The sequence below is a fragment of the Rhizohabitans arisaemae genome, assembly GCF_025996515.1.
Lineage (GTDB): Bacteria > Actinomycetota > Actinomycetes > Streptosporangiales > Streptosporangiaceae > Rhizohabitans > Rhizohabitans arisaemae.
Window position 1 is genome coordinate 1,192,437 of sequence record NZ_BLRH01000009.1, and the last position, 20,546, is coordinate 1,212,982.

At 69.4% G+C, this 20,546-nt stretch carries 15 protein-coding genes; 9 read left to right on the forward strand and 6 right to left on the reverse strand.

The genetic code is table 11. From position 1 onward, the window contains the following. The first annotated feature begins 78 nt into the window (after window positions 1-78). The gene (locus RUR_RS06080; protein WP_283133869.1) at window positions 79-321 is read left to right on the forward strand and encodes a DUF397 domain-containing protein; all 243 of its coding nucleotides are present in this window, start codon (window positions 79-81) and stop codon (window positions 319-321) included. A 95-nt stretch (window positions 322-416) separates the two neighbouring features. On the opposite strand, the gene RUR_RS06085 is transcribed toward RUR_RS06080, so the two are convergent. The 3 genes from RUR_RS06085 to RUR_RS06095 form a co-directional block, all read right to left on the reverse strand. Continuing rightward, window positions 417-998 carry a histidine phosphatase family protein gene (locus RUR_RS06085; protein WP_283133870.1) on the reverse strand — a complete coding sequence of 194 codons (582 nt, stop codon included), beginning with the start codon at window positions 996-998 and terminating at the stop codon, window positions 417-419. Between the two features lie 89 nt (window positions 999-1,087). Next, complete coding sequence (locus RUR_RS06090; protein ID WP_283133871.1) at window positions 1,088-2,632, reverse strand: sulfatase family protein; 1,545 nt, start codon at window positions 2,630-2,632, stop codon at window positions 1,088-1,090. 188 nt (window positions 2,633-2,820) lie between these two features. Continuing rightward, the gene (locus RUR_RS06095; protein ID WP_283133872.1) at window positions 2,821-3,240 is read right to left on the reverse strand and encodes a PPOX class F420-dependent oxidoreductase; all 420 of its coding nucleotides are present in this window, start codon (window positions 3,238-3,240) and stop codon (window positions 2,821-2,823) included. Between the two features lie 291 nt (window positions 3,241-3,531). On the opposite strand from RUR_RS06095, the gene RUR_RS06100 reads away from it, so the two are divergent. Further along, window positions 3,532-4,011, forward strand: a complete 480-nt coding sequence (locus RUR_RS06100; protein WP_283133873.1) for a helix-turn-helix transcriptional regulator — start codon at window positions 3,532-3,534, stop codon at window positions 4,009-4,011. On the opposite strand, the gene RUR_RS06105 is transcribed toward RUR_RS06100, so the two are convergent. Further along, on the reverse strand, window positions 4,000-5,316 hold the full coding sequence (locus tag RUR_RS06105) for a lanthionine synthetase LanC family protein (protein WP_283133874.1): 1,317 nt from the start codon (window positions 5,314-5,316) through the stop codon (window positions 4,000-4,002). The two genes, RUR_RS06100 and RUR_RS06105, sit on opposite strands and share 12 nt — an antisense overlap. Window positions 5,317-5,510: 194 nt before the next feature. Between RUR_RS06105 and RUR_RS06110 the strand changes: the two genes are divergently transcribed. The 6 genes from RUR_RS06110 (at window position 5,511) to RUR_RS06135 (ending at window position 15,970) form a co-directional block, all read left to right on the forward strand. Continuing rightward, on the forward strand, window positions 5,511-5,831 hold the full coding sequence (locus RUR_RS06110) for a GroES family chaperonin (RefSeq protein WP_283133875.1): 321 nt from the start codon (window positions 5,511-5,513) through the stop codon (window positions 5,829-5,831). A gap of 319 nt (window positions 5,832-6,150) precedes the next feature. Beyond that, window positions 6,151-8,136, forward strand: a complete 1,986-nt coding sequence (locus RUR_RS06115; protein ID WP_283133876.1) for an RNA polymerase sigma factor — start codon at window positions 6,151-6,153, stop codon at window positions 8,134-8,136. Window positions 8,137-8,194: 58 nt separating this feature from the next. Then, the gene (locus tag RUR_RS06120) at window positions 8,195-9,793 is read left to right on the forward strand and encodes a hypothetical protein (RefSeq protein WP_283133877.1); all 1,599 of its coding nucleotides are present in this window, start codon (window positions 8,195-8,197) and stop codon (window positions 9,791-9,793) included. A 239-nt stretch (window positions 9,794-10,032) separates the two neighbouring features. Then, window positions 10,033-12,273 (forward strand): lantibiotic dehydratase, encoded by a 2,241-nt coding sequence (locus RUR_RS06125; RefSeq protein WP_283133878.1) that lies wholly within the window; start codon window positions 10,033-10,035, stop codon window positions 12,271-12,273. A gap of 282 nt (window positions 12,274-12,555) precedes the next feature. Continuing rightward, window positions 12,556-14,814: a lantibiotic dehydratase gene (locus RUR_RS06130; RefSeq protein ID WP_283133879.1), complete on the forward strand. Its 2,259-nt coding sequence runs from the start codon at window positions 12,556-12,558 to the stop codon at window positions 14,812-14,814. A 40-nt stretch (window positions 14,815-14,854) separates the two neighbouring features. Then, window positions 14,855-15,970: an XdhC family protein gene (locus tag RUR_RS06135; RefSeq protein ID WP_283133880.1), complete on the forward strand. Its 1,116-nt coding sequence runs from the start codon at window positions 14,855-14,857 to the stop codon at window positions 15,968-15,970. Window positions 15,971-16,020: 50 nt separating this feature from the next. Here RUR_RS06135 and RUR_RS06140 read toward each other — a convergent pair whose 3' ends face one another. Continuing rightward, a complete protein-coding gene (locus RUR_RS06140) occupies window positions 16,021-16,257 on the reverse strand; it encodes a hypothetical protein (RefSeq protein ID WP_283133881.1) in 237 nt (78 codons plus the stop codon). 103 nt (window positions 16,258-16,360) lie between these two features. Beyond that, window positions 16,361-17,050, reverse strand: coding sequence for a Crp/Fnr family transcriptional regulator (locus RUR_RS06145; protein ID WP_283133882.1), 690 nt, complete (start codon window positions 17,048-17,050; stop codon window positions 16,361-16,363). An 814-nt stretch (window positions 17,051-17,864) separates the two neighbouring features. On the opposite strand from RUR_RS06145, the gene RUR_RS06150 reads away from it, so the two are divergent. Beyond that, window positions 17,865-20,429, forward strand: coding sequence for an outer membrane protein assembly factor BamB family protein (locus RUR_RS06150; RefSeq protein WP_283133883.1), 2,565 nt, complete (start codon window positions 17,865-17,867; stop codon window positions 20,427-20,429). The last annotated feature ends 117 nt before the right edge of the window (window positions 20,430-20,546 follow it).

Consider the following 20,546-nt stretch of genomic DNA (forward strand, 5'->3'; position numbering starts at 1 on the left):
CACGCGCTACCGTTACCCGCAACTCACGGCATTGGGGGATGCGAGTACGGCAGCCCTCACTGCCGGGGTCATCGCAAGATGTCGGGAGAGAAACACGTGTACAACGGCATATCGGCAGCCGACCTCGGGATGGCACGCTGGCGGAAGAGCAGTCACAGCAACTCGTCGGGGAACTGTGTCGAGTTTGCGGAGTTACCGGACGGCCACGTCGCGGTCCGCAACTCCCGCTACCCGAACGGGCCCGCTTTGATCTATACCAGGGCTGAGATCCACGCCCTGGTCCTCGGGATGAAGGACGGAGAGTTCGACCATCTGACCTGAGGGCTCGGCCGCGAATCGCGGAGATGTCACGCCTGACGGAGGGAACCCCCCATTGCCGTGGACTCAATGGGGGTCACCGTACCCGCCGGCGGTGATCAGGCCGGAAGGTTCAGCGAGTTCACCACCGGCTCGGCGTGCTCCCACCCGAGGGTCGAGACGGTCGCGGTGTCCAGGCGGAACAGCCTGCCCCGGTCGGCCGCCAGACCCAGCCAGCGCGCGACGAGCACGCGGAGCAGATGGCCGTGCGCGACGAGCACGACGTCGCCGACGCCCAGCGCCGGTCGCACCCGCGCGAGTACGGCGTCCGCGCGCAGACCCACCTCCTGCGCCGTCTCACCCGGGGTGGCGCCCGAGGGGACCCCGTCCCGCCAGAGAAACCAGCCCGGGCGCGCCTGTCTGATCGCCTGAGTGGTCATTCCCTCGTATCCGCCGTAGTCCCACTCCCACAGGTTCCGGTCGGGCTCCCGGCGGGGCAGGCCGGCGAGTTCCGCCGTACGGCGGGCGCGCAGGGCCGGGCTGACCAGGGTGAGGGCGGGGTCGCAGCCGCTCAGCACACGCCGGAGATCCCTGGCCTGCCGCTCCCCGCGCGCGGTCAGCGCCACATCCGTGCGACCCGTGTGCCGCCCCGTCCGGCTCCACTCGGTCTCGCCGTGCCGTATCAGGATCAACGTGTTCACCCGCACCCCCCGCCCGGCACCTCCCCCCGCGGAGGCGGCCTACACCCGGCGTACGCCGTACGGAAATCCGCTCCCCCGGCCCCGGCCGGTCAGGGGCTTTCCGAATCGGCGACCCGGCAGCCCTGCGCCGAGCACTCGGCGAACCGCTCCAGCCGGACGGAGAGCTCCCGGAGCAGCTCGGGGGCGGCCGTCGTGACGATGTTGCGCATCTGATGCGGATCCCGGTCGAGGTCGTAGAGCTGACGCTCACCCGTGACGTACTCCACGTAGGTGTACTTGTCTGTACGGAGGGTCGCGTAGGAGGGCGGGAAAGGACAGCCGCTGATCTTGACCGTCTGCTTGTCGCAGATCACCTGGGGGTCGTTCTTGGACCTGCCGCTGAAGAACTCCACCAGCACCGAGTCGCGCCACACCGCGGGCTCCTGGCCGCGTAGGAACGGGACGAGTGAGCGCCCCTCGATGAAGCCCGGCGTCGCCGCCCCCGCCAGCTCGGCGAAGGTGGGCGCCAGGTCGACCGTCGCGCCCAGCGCGTCCACCCGGGCGCCCGGCGCCACCCCGGGACCGCGGACCAGCATGGGGATGCGGATGTCCTCCTCGAACGGCGTGGTCTTGCCACGGGGAAGCCGGTGCTGGCCCATGTGCCAGCCGTTGTCGGACGAGAGAAGGAAATAGGTGTTGTCCAGCTTTCCGGTGACCCTGAGCTCCTCGATCAGCGTCCCGATCATCTCGTCCACGCCGAGCATGGAACGCAGCCGCTGCCGGTGGGTGTCGTCGAGCTTCTTGATCTGCCTCGGGCCCAGCTTCGGCAGGCTGCGGAGCCAGCGCGGCTCCGCGCTCAGGTTCGCCTGGTTGAACGACGGGGTCCGCGGCGCCTGGACGTCCGCGAAGGCGTGCGCGTGCCGCGGGGCGGTGGTCGCCGGGAGATGCGGCACGAACGGGGCCAGATACAGGAAGAACGGCGCCTCGGTGCGGTTGATGAACGACGTTGCCTTCCTGGTCAGCACGTCGCCGAGGTAGTCCTTGCCCTCCTTGCCGTACTTGCGCAGCGTCCCGTTGCTGTTGAGCGTGTAGTCGTAGCCGCGGTAACCCCCGGAGCCGAGGGGAACCTGCCACTCGTCCCACCCCGGCGGGATGTAGGTCTTGGGCTTGCCCTCGGGGTAGCGGTTGAGGTACTTGCCCATGAGCGCCGTCTGGTAGCCCGCGCCCTTCAGCCAGGTGGCGATCGTCGAGTCGTCGGGGAACTTCCCGAATCCGCCGTGCGGCGGGATGTTGGTGAGGACCTGGTGGCTGTGCACGTACTGCGAGCGCAGGATCGTCGCCCGCGACGGGCAGCACCAGGAGTCCGAGACGAAGAACTTGGTGAACGTCGTCCCCTGATCCATGAGAAATCGCGAAATATTGGGAAACCTTGCCAGATCCCTGGCATCCAGGTCGTCGGCGAGCAGCAGCACGATGTTGGGCCGCTCGTCGGCCGGCTTCGGCTGGGCACCGCCCCCGGGCGCGGGGGCGGGCGTGGCGGCGGATGCGCCCGCCTGCCCGCTCGCGGACCCCGCCTGGAGCTGGACCAGACCCAGGGGCAGAATCGCCAGAGCGGCCGTCGCCGACAGCAGGCGGAGTCGGGATACGCGGGTCAACGGCACGGGCTTCCTCTTCGACTCGATGTGATGTACGGCGAGTACCTGCGGCTTTCCCCCACTAGCCTTCCCCCACGACTCACGTCACAGCCGTCGCCGGAACCGCCGACCATAACTTTGCCACACCGGGTGTGCCGCTCAGCGGACCGGCGACCCCGATGGTGATCTTCCCTGCGGTCCGGCGGGTGTCACCCGGCGACGTCGCGAAGCGCGATCACCTTGGACACGTGGAGCCGGACCAGCAGCTCACCCGGGACCCCGTTGCGTTCGCCGTACTCCCGCGCCCGGTCCGGCCCCATGTACCGGCCCCCGATCACCGCGGCCCAGTGCCGCAGCTCCGCCAGGTCCCGGCTGAGTGAGACCCCGCCCTCCAGGATGACGAACGAGTAGAGCGGGACCTGATCGTCGACACAGAGCGCGACCCTCGGGTCCCTGCGCAGGGCCTTCCCCTTGACCGTCGACTCACCGGTGTTGAACAGCACGTCCTCGCCGTCGACGACGAACCAGACGGGCGTCACATGCGGCCGGCCGTCCTCCCTGGTGATCGCCAGCTTCCCGGTCCGGGTGCCGGTCATGACGAACTCGCGCCAGTCCTCAATGGGTTCCATCCGCCTATCCGATCACACCGGCGAACCGGGCGGTCCGCGACCGCCCGCACCGCGATCGCGATACGTCCGCGATTCGCGGGCGACGCCTGTCCGCCACCCGGAGGCCTCGGATCGGATCCAAGCGATCGGCCGAGCCTCCCGGCCACCGGACTCCGCCCGCCCGGCCACTCCGCCGAGCACTCGGACGATCTTGGTTCCAGCGGGGTCCGGCGGTCTGAACGATCTTGAGAACCTGCGAGAAAACTCGTACTGACAAGCGAAAATGTCAGTGGTTCTGGGTATGTTCCTAGTATGGGAAACGTCAATGACGCACCTGGTTTGACGGCCGCGGAGATCGCGGCGCTCGCCCTCTCCCTCGCCCACCTCGGCACCGGCCCGCAAGCCGGCGCAGCCCGTACCGGATTGCGGGCCGCCCTGGCCCACCTCGACGCCGGAGACGACGTCATCGCCTCGACACTGCGCACCCTGACCACCCCGCTCACCGCGGAGACCGCGCGCCGAGCCCGGATCATCGCCACCTCGATCACCGATCGGCGGGTGCTCCGGCTCTGCTACCGCGACGCCCACGGCCGGCTCAGCGTCCGCGACGTCGACCCCGTCACCTGCCTGGTCCACCGCGAGCACTGGTACCTGGTGACCTGGTGCCGGCTCCGCCACGGAATCCGCGCGTTCCGCTTCGACCGGCTCCTCGCCGTCGAACCGACCGATCTCCAGTCCCACCGGCACAGCGCCCAACGGTTCCTGCCCTTCCAGCGACGATCAGCCGCTTAGCGCCCGCAGCTGCTCGGCGGGGAGGGCGATGGCGGGGAACGGATTGTCCGGCAGCAGGATGAGCCGTCGCGGGTCGGTCTCCCCGATCGCGCTGGACAGGTGCAGGAACGCGGTCCCGATACCGGCCGCGCCGACCATGAAGCCGGTGTCGGCGGTCACCTCCCACGGCCGGCATCGCGTGTACGCCTGGTACCAGCGGAAGCCGGCCCTGTCGTGGTCGGTGGCGCCTCTGATCAACTCCAGGCCGAGGTGCCTGGCGTAGGCGAGGTAGACGCCCGCCCCGGTCACGGCGAAGAGCCCGAGGAAGAGCTCCATGATCCCCGCGGTCCCGCAGCACTGGCACACGACGTTCCACTTTCCCGGACCGGGGGAGCCGCCGCGCACGATGCCCCGGGCGAGGCGCTCGGCCCACTGCAGGTCGGCGACGTCCCCGCCCACCCGGTAGAGCTCGTAGAAGGCCCTGGCCACCCCCGCCGAACCCGAACAGAACCCCAGGTAGTGCAGGTCCCGCGCCTGGGGCACATGGTGCGGGACGAACGCCGTGTCCCCCTCGACGACGCTCGTCATCCGGATGAAGGCGGCCCCCCGCCGTGCCGCGGCGAGGAAGCGGTGGTCGCCGGTCACCCCGAAGAGCCTGGCGCAGAGGAACGTCGTCCCGGCGGTCCCGTGGAGGAATCCGGGGGTGACCGCGTCGCGCGGCAGTTCGGCCGGGGCGGGGTAGCCGTGCCCCGGCACGGCGAACGCGGCGATGCGGAGCCCCGCCTCGGCCGCGCCGTCGCGGTAGGCGGGGACCCCGAGGGCCCCGGCGGCGTGGAGCAGGGCGAGCACCACCCCGCCGTCCCCGCTCTGCGCGGGGTCACCGCTCCACCCGACGCCTCCGTCGACCGACCGCAGGTTGCGCATGATGTGGTCGGCCGAGTCACGGGCCGCGTTCATCACGCTCTCGTCCCCGGTGGCCCATCCCGTCTCGGCCAACGCGAAGACGATCCCGCCGAGTCCCTGGTAGAGGCCGAGGCCGGTGTGGCGCCGCCAGGTCGCGGCGAGATACCGGGCGCCGGCGAGGGCGTCGTCGAGGTACGCGTCGTGACCGGTCGCGGCCGCCAGCTCCAGGAAGAACACCACGATGCCGGCGGCCCCGGAGTAGAGGGAGGCGGGCGATCCCGGGACCGCGCCCCGACCTCCAGAATCGGGGTTGGCCCGCCAGTACCGCCCGCACTCCCCATCCACTGCGGCACCGCGAACCCATCGACCGGCCGCGATCGCCGCCTCCACCGGGGAGACCGGGCGGGGTCCGGCTGGATTCATCGCACCCCCTCGAAATAACCTATTAACACGGTAGGAAAACTAGGGTTGACTGTCAACCGTCCGAGCAGAGGATCCCTCACCTGAGATCCCCTTGTCCCGCGGATCGAACCGGCGGGAGACCGGCCCGGCCGGACCTCCCAGGCGGAACACGGGAGTGGGTGTGGGTACGGCCGGCGGCGAATAAACTGCCTACTGTGCCAGACGCGAAGTTTGAGATCCAGATGCTCCACGACCGCGTGATGGTGCGCGTCGCACCGGTGGACGAGGAGCGCCGCAGCAGCGCCGGAATCGTCATCCCCGCCACGGTGAAGATGACCAACCGGCTCGCCTGGGGCGAGGTCTGCGGCGTCGGCGGCAGCGTGCGCACGGTCAAGGTCGGCAACAAGGTCCTCTTCCACCCCGACGACCAGTTCGAAGTCGAGGTCCGGAACGAGATCTACCTCGTGATGCGGGAACGCGATCTCCACGCCATCGCGAGCGAGGGCCCGGAACACGGCACCGGGCTGTACCTCTGAGCCGCATTCGAGGCGGGGTGGAGTACGGCTCCGCGGCGGAGCAATCGTCGCGGACATGGTGACTTATACGTGACTGATCATTATTATCGAGCGTGACGGCGGTCGCGCCGGAACATCACCCAAAATCGGTCACACAGCTAGGTATCACCAAGAATCGCATAAAAAGACCCAAAGTCATCTTTCTGGCCTGTTTTACGTAGTAAAACTAGTTGTCCAGGACAGCGATGGTTTGATGCTGGACGGCCGTTATTAAATGGTGATATAGGGTCTGGTGATTCCACAATGACATGGGTGGTCGTTTTCCCTAGCATGTCAGATCATGTCCGAAGAGCTGGCAAATGCATTGCGGACCGCGGAGCCGCATGCGCTGACGGCGGTGTACGACGTCTACGGCTCGCGGCTCTACGACTATTGCCGCTCACAGCTCGGCCCTGAGTCTGCGGGCGCCGCGGTCCGCGACGTTCTCATCGTCGCCCAGGCCAACATCCATCGGCTCCGGAATCCGGAGCGGTTGCGTGCCTGGCTCTACGCGCTGGCCCGGGTACGCTGCCACTCCGCACCGGGTGGCGCCCGGCCCCGGCCGGCCTCTCCGGGCGACGGCCCGGGGGACGGCCAGCCGGACATCGGCCAGCTGGTCGGGCAGGCGCTGAGCGTCCTGAAGCCCCTGGAGAACGAGACGCTGAACCTCTCGGCCCGGCACGAGCTCAGCGCGGCCGAGATCGCCAAAGCCCTGGACACGGACCTGTCCACCGCGCGGCTCTCGCTGACCGCGAGCACCGACCAGCTGGAGCGCTGGCTCGCCGCGGTCCTCGGCGCCTACAACGGGCAGTCCTCCTGCGAGACCATGGGCGACCTCGTCGAGGAGTGGATCGGCTCCCCGGAGGGATCCGAGCGCAACCGGATCACCGACCACCTCGACGAGTGCCACACCTGCGCCGCCGTACCCCGGCGGATCTCGGCGCCGGCCGTGCTCTCCCGGCTTCCCATGCCGCCTCCCCCGGATTCCCTCCGCGACGAGCTCTCCGGATCCTCGGTGATCCCCGGGCGGCGGGTGCGGGTGACGGCGTGGCACGACGACGGCTTCCCCGTCCAGGACCCCGACCGGGAGGGCGCGGGGCGCGGCGGGACGACCCCGGTGAAGCAGGCGGCCGTCGCCGTACCGCTCTCCGCTCCGCCGTCGATGGGTTCGACGCCGCCGCGGAAGGTCCCCCCGGCCGTCGTCGCACCGGGTCCCAAGTCCTCCTCGCCCCCGCACTCCCGGCCGCACTCGGCGCCGCATTCCAAGCCCCGTCCGGAGAGATCCGCCGACAAGGCGGCCGGGAAGGAGCCGGACGAGCGGCCGGCCGTCGCCGTCGCCGGGACGGGGCCGTCCAAGCCCAAGTCCACCCGGTCGCCGCTGGAACGATCGAGAAAGGGTCCGTCCGACCAGGACTTCTGGGAGGTCGACCCCGACGAGTCCAACCCGGAGAGCCGGATCCGCTGGGGCAGGCTCGCCGCGGTCTTCGTCGTCGTGGCCGCGACGGCCGGCCTGGTCTGGACGTCGATCCACGGGAGCACCCCCGCGCCCGCGGTGGACACGTCGAGCCAGCAGGCCGCGTCCGACGTGCAGCCGGCGTTGAGCATGCCTCCGCTGCCCGCCGTGGACGGGCACGGCGAGCTCCCGCCGCCGCCGACCACGGGCAACCCAAGCCCCACCACCCGGGGTCAGGTTCCGCCGCCGCCGACCGTACGGCCGCCCGCCCCCACCCGGGGCGCGGGCAAGCCGACGACCTCGCCGAGCCGGCGTCCCGACGACCGGCCCAAGTCGCCGAACAATCCACCTCGTACCGATCCGACCAACCGGCCTCCGGCGCCGGATCCGAAGGGGACCGACGCCCCCCGTCCGAACAACCCTCCGCCGCCGCCGAATCCCCGGCCGCCCGCGCCGTCGACGCCGGGCGGCGGTGGGAACGGGAACTGGACCACGGCGCCGAACCAGCCGAAGCCCGATCCCCCGCCGCCACCGCCGCAGCTCTCCCTGTCGCGTACCTCGCTCGACCTCCGGTCGTCCAAGTCCGGCTATGTACAGCTTGCGGCGAAGAACGGGCAGGTGACGTGGAGCGCGCAGGTCAACGGTCCCATCTCCATCTCGCAGGGGGCCGGGAGTGTGGCCGCCGGAGGCAGCTTCAGCGTCATGGTCGAACTCGGGGACATGCAGTCGGTCCGGTGCGGCACCGACTACACCGCGTCCATCAGCATCTCGTCGAACGGAGGAAACGCCTCCGTATCGGTGATGTATCGCAAACCATGTCCCACAGGGCGATGAGCCGTCGCCGGCACGTGTGCAAGGTGCCCAACCGTAACCCGAACGAGGAAGTGCGCCTATGAAGCAAGGATTGAGGCTGAATCGCCGGGAAAGACTCATCGCGATCCTCGCGACGGTTCTCGCCCTGACGATCGGCACGGTGACGGGAATCGCGTTCGCGGGGCCCGGGGAAGGGCACAACCCGAATCCGCCGAAAAGCTGCAACGACCAGCTTCCCGAGGGCACCCCGAGTTTCGTCCACTGCTGGTGGCTGGCACAGACCCCGCAGGACGCGCTCGACGTCTACAAGTACTGGACCGACGAGCGGGTCGAGAGCGCGAAGCCGTACCCGATGCCGCACGTGTTCTGCTCGGGCCTCAGCTACGACCCGTTCACCCAGAACGAGGCCGACCGGAACAACCCCAACGTCAAGGGTCCGAAGTGCAAGAACGAGACGGCCTGCAAGAAGGGCGTCGACACCAGTAAATACTGGTGCTACAACGCGGAAGGCAAACGGGTCAATCCACCGAGCGGCGTCGACTGTTCGAACTACGACTGCAGCGTGACCAATACCTCGGACGGTTCCACCTCCTCCTCCGGCAGCGACCCACCCGCGACCGGTACGGACACCGGTACGGACACCGTCGGGGACGCCGGCTCGGGCGACACGCCGTCGGAACCGGAGGTCCCGGGCTTCCCCGAACGCTCCATGGATCCGACGACGCCGGCCACGCCCCCGACGGAGCCGGCGGCCACCGAGGAGCCTCCCGGCGGCAACGACGCCCCCGTCGCCCCGAAGAAGGAGGTCGCGCCGAGCGCCGGACCGGTGTCGGAGGCGGTCTCGAACGCCACCAAGCTCGGGATGAGCGTGTGGCTGGAGGCCGACCTGACCCAGGCCTACCTCGCGGGCGGCGACCTCTACAAGAACGCGGTCACCCGGCTGGCGAGAAACGCCCAGCTGGAGGGCGTGGTCGGGATCCAGTTCGCCTGGGACCTCGGGTACCAGGGGAACCTGAAGGACGCCAAGGCCATCGAGCGGTTCGTCAAGCTGACCGCGGCCGAGGTACGCAAGATCGCCCCGACCAAGCGGCTGGCCGTCAACATCCTGGTGCCGGAGTTCGGCTGCGGGACCAACGCCTCCTGTGTCACGGCGGTCCGGGCCAAGTACCCCGCGCTGGCCCTGCCGAACGTGGAGCGCTACGTCCTGACCGGGGCGGTCGACACCGTCCAGCTCAGCAGCGGCATCTACCTCCAGGAGTACCGGGCGGCGAACATCTCGCCCTCGGACGCGCAGAAGAACCTGTGGATCTCGGTGAAGGCCCGCGGCTGGGACACCCGGGTGCACCTGGGGGCCAGGGACGTCGCCTTCGGCCACAAGAACAACTCCCCGTGGGACGCGCCGCGTGCCGAGGCGGAGACGTCCATGCGGGTCGATCTGCCGATCAAGTACGGCGCGCAGACCGTCGCGCTGTGGAGCCATCGCCAGGACTGGGACGGCCTGTGGCGGATCTTCAACCCGAACCTCGCCCACAACGCGGCGACGAGCGCCCTCGCCAAGCGCAAGGGGTTGAACCGCACCGCCGTACAGTTCGATCCGGCCCAGGTGGAGCGGAATGTCGCCGATGACCTGAAGGCGATCTCCGGCATAGCCAGCCACGTCTATATATTCGCTGGATAAACAGTTAAATTTCGCGAGGGTGTGCACGGTGCGTGCACACCCTCGCGTCGTCTGGGAGGAAATCACGCGTCACCTTTGACCGAAGATCTCGACCGAAAATCACATAAACGGTACGGTGATTGAGATCTTTGATCATTTACCCCGAAGGGTCATAGAAATCTATGAGCGGTGCAGACAAGGACCTTGAACAATCGCTCATCCGGCCTTTGGGCGCGGGGTCGTGGTCCCTATGGAACGACGTGGTACTGAGGAGCACCGGGTTCCCGGTCGCCGACCTTCTCGGTCTCACCGACTCCGGACTCACCTCGGCAGCCGACGATCCCGGTACCGGCGACACCCGCGAGGCCTGGGACAACGGTATGCGGCTCATCACCACCCGGATGCTCTCGATCACCGGCACGGATCGGTTCCTGGAAGCCCTGATGTGGCAGAACCCCCCGCTGATCGACCGCCTCCACGGCTGGTTCCTCCGGCACACCGAACCGGACGGCACCCACGTCCGCAACTCGGTCCGGCGCAGCCAGGAGACCGGTCTCGCCCGGTACATCCAGCGCTACCACACCCGCAACGAGACGATCGGCTTCTTCGGGCCGAGCGCCTGGGCCGCGTTCTCCGACGACGTCTCCCGGCTCACCGTGACCCCGGGGCCGGAGCTCGTCTCCGGGCGGCAGGTGTACTTCGAGGACTGGTTGATCGACGCGGTCGGCGGCGCGTTCGCCGAGGTCGCGCGGCTGCGGCACGAGCTGCCCCCCGGCCTCCCCAACGGGGTCGTCGTGCACGGGAACTTCATCTCACAGCCCGGCAAACCCCCCATCCGGCTGGGGCCGGACGAGGCGGCCGTCATCCGGGCCGTCGACGGACGGCGTGTCCCGGCGCAGCTCGAACAGCTCGTTCCCGAGGTCGGCGGCCTGCCGCGCGTCCTTGAGACGCTGGAGCGCCTCCGCGAGCAAGGGCTGATCGTCTGGCGGCCGAACGTGCCGATCGACCGATGGCCGGAGCGGGGCCTGCGCGACGAGCTCACCCGGCTGACGCAGTCCCCGGAGCGCACCGCCGCGCTGGCCGCGCTCGACCGCCTGGAGGCCGCCAAAGACGAGGTCGCGGCGGCCGGGGGCAGGCCGGACCTCCTCCCGGGGGCGCTGGCCCGGCTCGGCGAGGAGTTTCAGAGCATCACCGGGAACGCCGCGCAGCGGACCAGTGACATCAGCAGGGTCGGGCGATGCGCCGTCTTCGAGGAGTGCGGGAGGGACGTCTCCGTCCGGCTCGGCACCGAGCTGCGGGAAGCCCTCGCCCCACCGCTCGCCCTGCTCCTGGACAGCGCGCGCTGGCTGGTCTGGCGGTTCGGCGTCCAGGTCGAGCAGCTGATCGACGAGGTCTACGACGAGTTCAACGGGCTGACCGAGGTCGACGGGGTGCACCTCGTCCTGTTCCTCCGCCGTTTCCTGCAGAAGGTGGACGACCCGGCTTGGATCGCTCCGCTCCTCAGCGAATTCCAGCGGATCTGGGGGGAGATCCTGGAGATCGACCCGTCCGCCGCCCGGGTCCGGCGGAGCGTGGCCGACCTCGCCGACGCGGTGGCGACGCGGTTCGCCGCCCCGGCCCCCACCTGGTACGCGGGGGCGCACCACAGTCCCGACATCATGATCGCCGCACGGGGCCCCGAGGCGATCGCGGCCGGAGACTACGAGTTCGTCCTCGGCGAGCTGCACCTGACCACGATCACCCTCGACGCCTCCACCTTCCTCACCCGCCACGAGGCCCCGGAGCGGATCGCGGGCGCCCTCGAATCCCGGCTGGAACTCCGCCCGCGGGTGGTTCCGGCCTACTCCCGCTCCGAGGAACTGACCGGTCGCGACTATCCGTCCCCCGAAACCTACTCCGACAAGTACTGGTACCTCACGTTCTCACCGGGCAACGGGGAGCGCCCCACCCCGGAGAAGCGCAGGCTTCCCCTGGCCGACCTGGTCGCCGCCCGGGACGGGGCGACCGGGGTCGTCGGGGTACGGACGCCGTCGGGGGAGACGCTCGCCGTCCGCGACTTCCTCGGTGAGTTCTGCGTGGCGGGACTGGCCAACCTGTTCTCTCCCATCACGCCGCTCGCCCACACCCCCAGGGTGACGATCGACCGGCTGGTGATGGCCAGGGAAACCTGGCGCGTCCCGGTGGCGGAGATCCCCACGGGCAAGAACGAGGATGAGTTCACCAGATTCGCCGCGGTGCGCCGGTGGGCACGCGACCGGGGTATGCCCCGGTTCGTGTTCTGGCGCGCGGCGGCGGGCGCCAAGCCCATCTACCTCGATTTCGAGAGCCCGTTGTTCGTCACCGACTTCATCGCGTCGGTCCGCAAGGCCGCCCGGAAGGACGGGACGATCATTACGATCTCCGAGATGTGCCCGGATCCCCACCATGTGTGGCTGACCGACGCCGAGGGCAGGCGCTACACCTCGGAGTTGCGCATAGCCGTACTCGACGAGAGCCGTTAAGCGACCTGAGCCGTTAACCGCGGATGAGGGGTCCGTAAGCGACCCCTCCTATTTCTCACGCCCATTCCACATCCGAGGGCGCTTGCCTGATTCTCCACTTTTATCAGTCAAATATGGTGACCCATAGATCTCGACCTGAAAACTAATCGGAGGTACGGTAATCGAGATCTTTGATCATTTCCCCCGGAAGGTCAAACATTGATGAGTGGTGCAGACAATGACCTTGAACAATCGCTCATCCGGCCTTTGGGCGCAGGATCATGGTCCCTGTGGAACGACGTCGTGCTCCGAAGCACCGGATTTCCCATCGGCGACCTCCTCGATCTCACCGACGACGCCCTGACCGCGGCCGCCGACGACCCGGATCTCGGCGCCGAGGAGAAACGGAAGGCCTGGGACGCCGGCTTGCGCGCCATCAGCGTCCGGATGCTCGCCGTGATCGGCGGCGACCTCTTCCACGAGGCGCTGACGTGGCAGAACCCGCCCCTGGTCGACCGGCTGCTCTCCTGGATGGTCCGGCACACCGAGGCGGACGGGAGCCACGTCCGCAACTCCACCCGGCGCGCCCAGGAGGTCAGCGTCACCCGGTACATCCAGCGCTACCACACCCGGAACGAGACGATCGGGTTCTTCGGTCCGGCCACGTGGGCCTCCTTCGACGACGACGTCCCGCACGCGTCCGTGACCCCCGGCCCCACCGTGATCTCCGAGCGGAAGGTGTACTTCGAGGAGTGGCTGATCCACTCCGTCGGCGTCGCGCTCGCCCGCTCCCCCGCCCTGCGGCGGGGCCTGGCCCCGGCCTTGACCCCCGGAACCGCCCTGCACGGCGACTTCGCGTCCAGGCCCGGCCGTCCCCCCGCCAAACTCGACCCGGCCGAGAAGGCGGTCATCCGGGCGATCGACGGGCGGCGCACCCCCACCGGGATCGAACGGCTGCTCTCCGCCGCCGCGCACCCCGGCATCCGGGGGCTCCGCGACGTCCTCGACGTGCTGGAGCGGCTCTTCCTCCGGGAACTGATCGTCTGGCGGCCGGACGTGCCGATGAACCGCTACCCCGAGCGCGGGCTGCGCGCCCAGCTCGCCGCCCTCCCGGACTCCCCGGACCGGACCGAGGCCCTGACCGTGCTCGACCGGCTGGAGGCGGCCAAGGATCGGATCGCCGCCGCCGCGGGCGACCCCAAGACGCTGGCCGAGGCCCTGGTCGACCTCGACGAGGAGTACGGCCGGCTCACCGGCGGCACCTCGACGCGTACCCGGGACGTCAAGGTGATCGGGCGCAACGCCGTGTTCGAGGAGTGCGGCCGGGACCTGGAACTGACCCTCGGCGGAGAGCTGCGCGAGACCCTGGCCCCACCGCTCGCCCTGGTGCTGGACAGCGCGCGCTGGCTGGTGCACCGGTTCGGCGTCGAGGTGGAGCGGTGGGCCGGCAAGGTCTACGACGAACACCTCGGCCTCTTCGGTGAGGAGGGCGTCCCGCTCGGCATGATCTTCCGGCAGTATCTGTCCGAGCTCGGCAGACAACCCTGGGTGCCCCCGCTCGTCGCCCGGTTCCAGCAGGCCTGGGCCCACGTCCTCGACTTCGACCCCACGGCCTCCCGGGTGGGCTACACGGCCCGGGAGCTGGCCGCCGCGGTGCGCGAGACGTTCCCGGCGCAGGCGCCCGGGTGGTACAGCGGGCGGCAGCACAGCCCCGACGTCATGATCGCGGCGCGCGGCGCCGAGTCGCTGGCGGCCGGAGAGTACGAGTTCGTCCTCGGCGAGCTGCACGTGGGGACGCTCACCCTCGACGCCCACGCCTTCCTCAGCTTCCACGACAGGCCGGACCTGATCCTGCGGGCCGCCGAGGAACGGCTGGAGTACACGCCGCGCTTGGTCCCGATGTACCCGCGCACCCCGGCGATCACCGGCCGCGACTACCCGACCCCCGAGGTGTTCTCCGACAAGTACTGGTACCTCTCCTACGGAGCGGGGCACGGCGAGCGCGACGCCCCCGAGACACGCCGGCTCAGCCTCTTCGACGTGAACGCGGTCCGCGACCCGACGACCGGCCGGATCGGGGTACCGGTGCCCACCGGGGAAACCCTGGGCATCCTCGACGCCCTCGGTGAGCTCATGGTCCGTGACGTCGCCAACCTGTTCAAGCCGATCCCCCCGCTCCCGCACACCCCGCGGATCACGATCGACCGCATGGTGATGTCCCGGGAGACCTGGCGCGTCCCGGCCGCGCGGATCCCGATCGGCAAGAACTCCGGCGAACTCGAGAAGTTCACCGAGATCCGCCGCTGGGCGAAGGGGCTCGGCATGCCGCGCTTCATGTTCTGGCGGGCCGCCGAAGGCAAGAAGCCGATCTACCTGGACCTGGACAGCCCGCTGTTCGTCGCCGACTTCGTCTCCTCGGTGCGCAAGGCGGCCCGGATCGAGGGAGCCGTCGTGACCCTGGCCGAGATGCACCCGGGCCCCGACCACGTCTGGCTGCCCGACGCCAAGGGTGGCGTCTACACCTCGGAGCTGCGCATAGCCGTACTGGACGAGCACCGATAACGTGGGAGGCATGTACCGACACCGCTAGGAGGGGTCCACGATGCGCGACATCCTGGACTCCCTCCTGGAGTGGCACTCCTCGGGGGAGACCTTCGGCCTCGCCACCGTCGTCAGCACGTTCCGCAGCGCGCCACGCGAGCCCGGCGCGGCGATGGCGGTCGCGGCGAGCGGGGAGGTCGTGGGCAGCGTCTCCGGCGGCTGTGTGGAGGGCGCCGTCCACGCGCTGGCGCAGGAGGTCATCGCCACCGGGCAACCCGTCCTGGAGCGGTACGGCATCAGCGACGACGACGCCTTCAGCGTGGGTCTCACCTGCGGCGGGATCATTCACGTCCTGGTGGAGCCGGTGAACCCGCGGACCTTCCCCGAACTGGCCGAGGTGGCCCAGGCGGTCCGCGGCCGCCGGCCGGTCGCGGTGGCGACGACGATCGCCGGTCCCCGGCGGATCGGGGCGAGGCGGATAATCTGGCCGGATCGCGCGTCCGGCTCACTCGGCGCGGAAGGCCTCGACGTCGCCGTCGACGACGACGCCCGGGGGATGCTCGCGCAAGGGCTCACCGGCGAACGCCACTACGGCCCGGACGGGGAACGCCGTCTCGACGACGTCACCGTCTTCGTCCAGGCGTTCGCCCCGCCGCCGCGCATGCTCGTGTTCGGCGCGATCGACTTCGCCGCCGCCGTGGCGAGAGTCGGGAAGTTCCTCGGATACCACGTCACCGTCTGCGACGCCCGCGCGGTCTTCGCCACCCGCAAGCGCTTCCCCGACGCCGACGAGGTCGTGGTCCGCTGGCCCCACGAGTACCTGCGGGAGACCGCCGTCGACGAGCGTACGGCGATCTGCGTGCTCACCCACGACCCCAAGTTCGACGTCCCCCTGCTGGAGGTGGCGCTGCGCACCGAGGCCGGCTACATCGGCGCGATGGGCAGCCGCCGCACCCACGAGGACCGGCTGACCCGGCTCCGCGAAGCCGGCTTGGGCGACCGCGAACTCGCCCGCCTCCGCTCCCCCATCGGCCTGGACGTCGGCGCCCGCACCCCCGAGGAGACGGCGGTCTCCATCGCCGCCGAGCTGATCCAGAACCGCTGGGGCGGCACCGGCCGCCCCCTCTCCCGCACCGCCGGCCGCATCCACGGCCCCGAACTCAACGGCACCCGCTGACGGCCTGCCCCGGGTCCTCGCTCCCGGGGCAGGCGGTCGGCGGGGCGGGGTCAGAGGAGGCGTTCCAGGGCGTCGCGGGCGGCGCGGCAGGCTTCGGCGGTGCGGGCGTCGGTGTTCTCGGCGAGGAGGGCCGCCTCGGTGAGGCTGACCGTCAACCCGATCAGCTCGCCGCGGATGGCGAGTGCCTGGGGGGAGGGGGCGAGCGCGAGCAGAGCGGCCAGACTCGCGTCGAGGGATCCTCGTGGTTCGGCGAACCTGCTGTCACGGCCCATCGATTCCGCGCTCATAAACCTCATACCTCTCCCCACGATCCCATCCGATCTGGACGGTCAGCTGGAGCGTAGAGACCGATTCCTCGGAAGAACGCACCATATGAGGGTTTCCCGGCGGCTATCCGGGTGTCTCCACCTCCGCGGCGGCCTGTGAAAGCCTGTCCATGTCGAGGATCACGAGATGCCGGTACCCCGTGCTGAGGATGCCGTTGACGCGGAACCAGTTGAGCTCCCGATCCACGGTCGCGGTTCCGATGTTCACATACGAGGCGAGGTCCCGGTGGGACAGCGGCATGGCCAGCCGGACCCCGGCCCCCGCCCTGTCCTGGCCGTAGTCCTGGGCGAACTGGAAGACGGTGCGGGCCAGCGCCATCCTGGCGGTGACCCCGCTGATCCTGATCTTGTGCCGGTTGTTCGCCGTCGTCTTCCGCGCCACGTGCGCCTGGACGTGCTCCCGGGCTCGGGGATACCGGTGGAGAAAGGACTCGAACACCCCGCGGCCGATCGTCCTGGCGTGCAGGTCCGTCGTGGCGATCACGGAGGCCGATCTCGGCTGCCCCAGGATGAGGGCGAACTCCCCGACCAGATCCCCCGCCGACCTGAAGGCCAGCACGACCTCCTTGGTCTCCCCGGACAGGCCGACCACTTTGACGAAACCGCCGGTGATCAGGATGACGTCGCTCTCGGTCGCGCACTGGTGGATGAGCCACTCCCCGCGCGCGTAGCGACGCGCCGTACCCTGCGAACGCAGGACCGCGCTCTCGGGGGAAGGCAAAGTGTCGAGCAGGCTCTGCCACCTCTGATACACGGAGACCGCCTTAATTGTCCGGATTTGGGAGGTTCAGGGGGGCGGCTTTGATTTTAACTCCATCCTAGGGATCATTTATATGGAAAATTCAACACAAAGTGGTAGGCAAATCTCCGCATTTGATGCGGTTCGCCGGACTCGATGGGAGAAACGTTGGTTCGTTGGGCCACTCCCGCCGGCACCGCCCACCCACACCGCGGCCGGTCCCTATCGATCGCCCGCTCCGACCAGCCGATCCTCCAATTCAACGGCGTTTGTCGAACCATGCCACCATGTCCGATATTTAACTGATCAAGGGATCGCCGCCCCTCGGACAACGTCGATTCTCCAGAGGAATATATCCATATAAGTCCTCATCTGATATTAAGCTGAGTCGCTCGGCATAGCCGTCTACACCGGTGGCGACGACCCTGGACTCCCTGCCGTGGACACCCGAACCGGAAAGCGACGCCGGGCGTTCACCGCCGACGACTCGATCTGTTCGGATTCGGTCTTCGCCGACGGAACCGCGTGCGTCCGCGGCGGGTGCGCGTGCGCTCTCCCCGTGCGGGCTGCGCCGTCCGGGAAGAAAACCGACGAGTGGGAGCGTCACCGGATCGTCTGCCGACACCGCCGATGAAGCCGGTCAACCGCCACCGACAAAGCCGGTCAACCGCTGGGTCGGGAAGCGGCCACACCAGTAATTCGGATTCTGATATGAAGATCGAGACATGTGGTGACATGGCGGAGCAACACTGAGCGTCTGCGGACCGGCCAACCGGTGAAACGCCCCCGCATCGACTCTGCCTCCTGATCGATCGAAGAGGGAGTATCAGTGCCCGCGTTCAACCCCCTGCAGCCGGAGGACCCGTCGCGGGTCGGCCCCTACCGGATCCTGGCCCGGCTCGGGTCGGGCGGCATGGGCCGGGTCTACCTGGGTCGCTCCCGGGGCGGCCGGGCGGTGGCGGTGAAGGTGGTGCGCGCCGAACTCGCCGACGACGCCGAGTTCCGGCTCCGGTTCGCGCGGGAGGTCGCGCTCGCCCGTACCGTCGGCGGCTTCTTCACCGCCGGAGTCGTCGACGCGGACCCGGAAGGCCGGCCACCGTGGCTGGCGACGGCCTACGTGCCCGGCCTCTCGCTTGAGGAGGCGGTCGAGCGGCACGGACCCTGGCCCGAGGCTTCGGTACGGGCGCTGGGCGCCGGGCTCGCCGAGGCGCTGGAGTCCATCCACTCCGCCGGGGTCGTCCACCGCGACTTCAAACCCTCCAACGTCCTGCTCACCGCCGACGGACCGCGGGTCATCGACTTCGGTATCTCCATCGCCGTCGACGGCAGCAGACTCACCCACACCGGGGCGCTGGTGGGCACTCCCGGCTTCATGACCCCCGAACAGCTCACCGGCGACCCCGTCGGACCGCCCGGCGACGTCTTCTGCCTCGGGGCGATCCTCGTCTACACCGCCACCGGGACCGGCCCGTTCGGCACCGGGTCCTGGCAGGGCCTCTGGTACCGCATCGTGCACGACGCGCCCAGACTGGACGGGCTCTCCCCCGGCCTGCGTGCCGTGGTGGCCCCCTGCCTGGACAAGCGGCCGGAGCGACGGCCGACCTCGACCGCCCTGGTCGACGAACTCGGAGCCGACGCCGACGGGGCGGCCGTCGCCGAGTTGTTCACCGGAGCGGCCTGGCTCCCTCACCCGGTGGGGCACGCCCTGCGCACCGACGCCGTGACCAAGCTGCCGGTCACACCTCCCCTGACGGGACCGTCCGGCCAGGTGACCCCGGCGGCACCCGGAGAACCGGCGCCGCCTCGCCGGACGAAGCCCTTGGATTCGGCCGACAAGGCCACCGATGCCCTGCAGGTCGGAGAGCCCGGCGGCTCACCTAAAACGATCAAGCAGGAGCGGCGTCACACCTCGGCCGAGACATCTCCACCGCAGCCGACGACGACCCCGGCCGAACCCTCCCACCAGAGATACCCCCCTGACCAAAGCGGCGACCCGGCCCCCCTGGAAAGCACCTCAGTGGATTCGGCCGACAAGGCCACCGATGTCCCGCAGGTCGGGGAGCCCGGCGGCTCACCCGAAACGATCAAGCAGGAGCGGCGTGGCGCCTCGGCCAAGCCATCTCCACCCGAGCCGACCCCGGCGGAACCCTCCCACCAAGGACACCCCCCTGACCAAAGCGGCGACCCGGCCCCCCTGGAAAGCACCTCAATCGTCCCCGGACACACCGGGGGGCGTGCCCTCCCGGCTCAGGCACGCGATGGGCGGGCGGACCCCGGACGTTCCGGCCGTCCCCGGGCCGGCGTCTCCCGTCGGCAGGCCCTGCTCGCCCTGACCGGGGTCGGCGCCACGGCGGCAGGCTTCGCCGTGTGGCGGTCACTCCCCGAGGAGAACCCCGCCACGGCCAAGCGGACCACTCCATCCCCAACCCCTGAGCGGCAGCGGCCGTCCCTTGGGACCCTGCTCTGGTCCTTCCCTGCCAGCCGCCTGCACGGCCGCCCGGCGGTCGTCGACGGAGTCGTCTACATCGGCGGTGCAAGCCGGAAGCTCCACGCCGTCGACACCATAGGAAAGCAACGCTGGGTGTTCACCACCCGAGGCGAGCTTTTGTCCTCCCCTGCCGTCGCCGAAGGAACCGTCTACATCGGCGGCGACGATGGACGGCTCTATGCCATCGACACACAAACCGGGCAGCAACGCTGGACATTCGCCACGAACAGCGCCATCCAATCAGCTCCCACCATTGCAAACGGCGTCGTCTACGTCGGCAGCGACGACCGACGGCTCTACGCCGTCGACGCCCGAACCGGGCAGCAACGGTGGGCATTCAACGCCGGTGATGTCCCCGGATCCCCACTCGTGTCCAACAGGAAGGTCTACTTCGGCGGCCACGGCGGCAGACTCCACGCCGTTGACACCGCCACCGGAAAAGAAAGCTGGACATTCACCACCGGCGAGTCTGTGTTCCGGGATCCGGCCGTCTTCGACGGAACCGTCTACACGAGCAACGAGGAAGGTCTGCTTCTAGCCCTCGACGCCCAGTCCGGGAAAGAACGCTGGACATTCACCGCCGATACCTCCCTCTGGCCACCCGCTGTCGCCGACGGCATCGTCTACATCGGCGGCTCCGACCGCAAGCTCTACGCCATCGACGGCCGAACCGGCAAGCAACGCTGGACATTCACCACCGGTGGCTTGATCGAATCGTCCCCCGACGTCGCCGACGGCATCGTGTACATCGGCGGCTCCGACCGCAAGCTCTACGCCATCGACGCCCAAACCAGAGAACAACGCTGGACATTCACCACCAAAAGCGGGATCTACTCGTCTCCCACCGTCGCCGACGACACCGTCTACATCGCCAGCGGGGGCACACTGTACGCGCTCGCGATGTAGCACGGCCGCCTTCTCTCCAGGGCGGCGAGCCGTCCGCAGACGAACCCAAGCGAGGATTGGGTTGATCACCGGAACGGGTTAGGCTGAATTCGACTTCCGCTGTCAAGCTCGCGACGA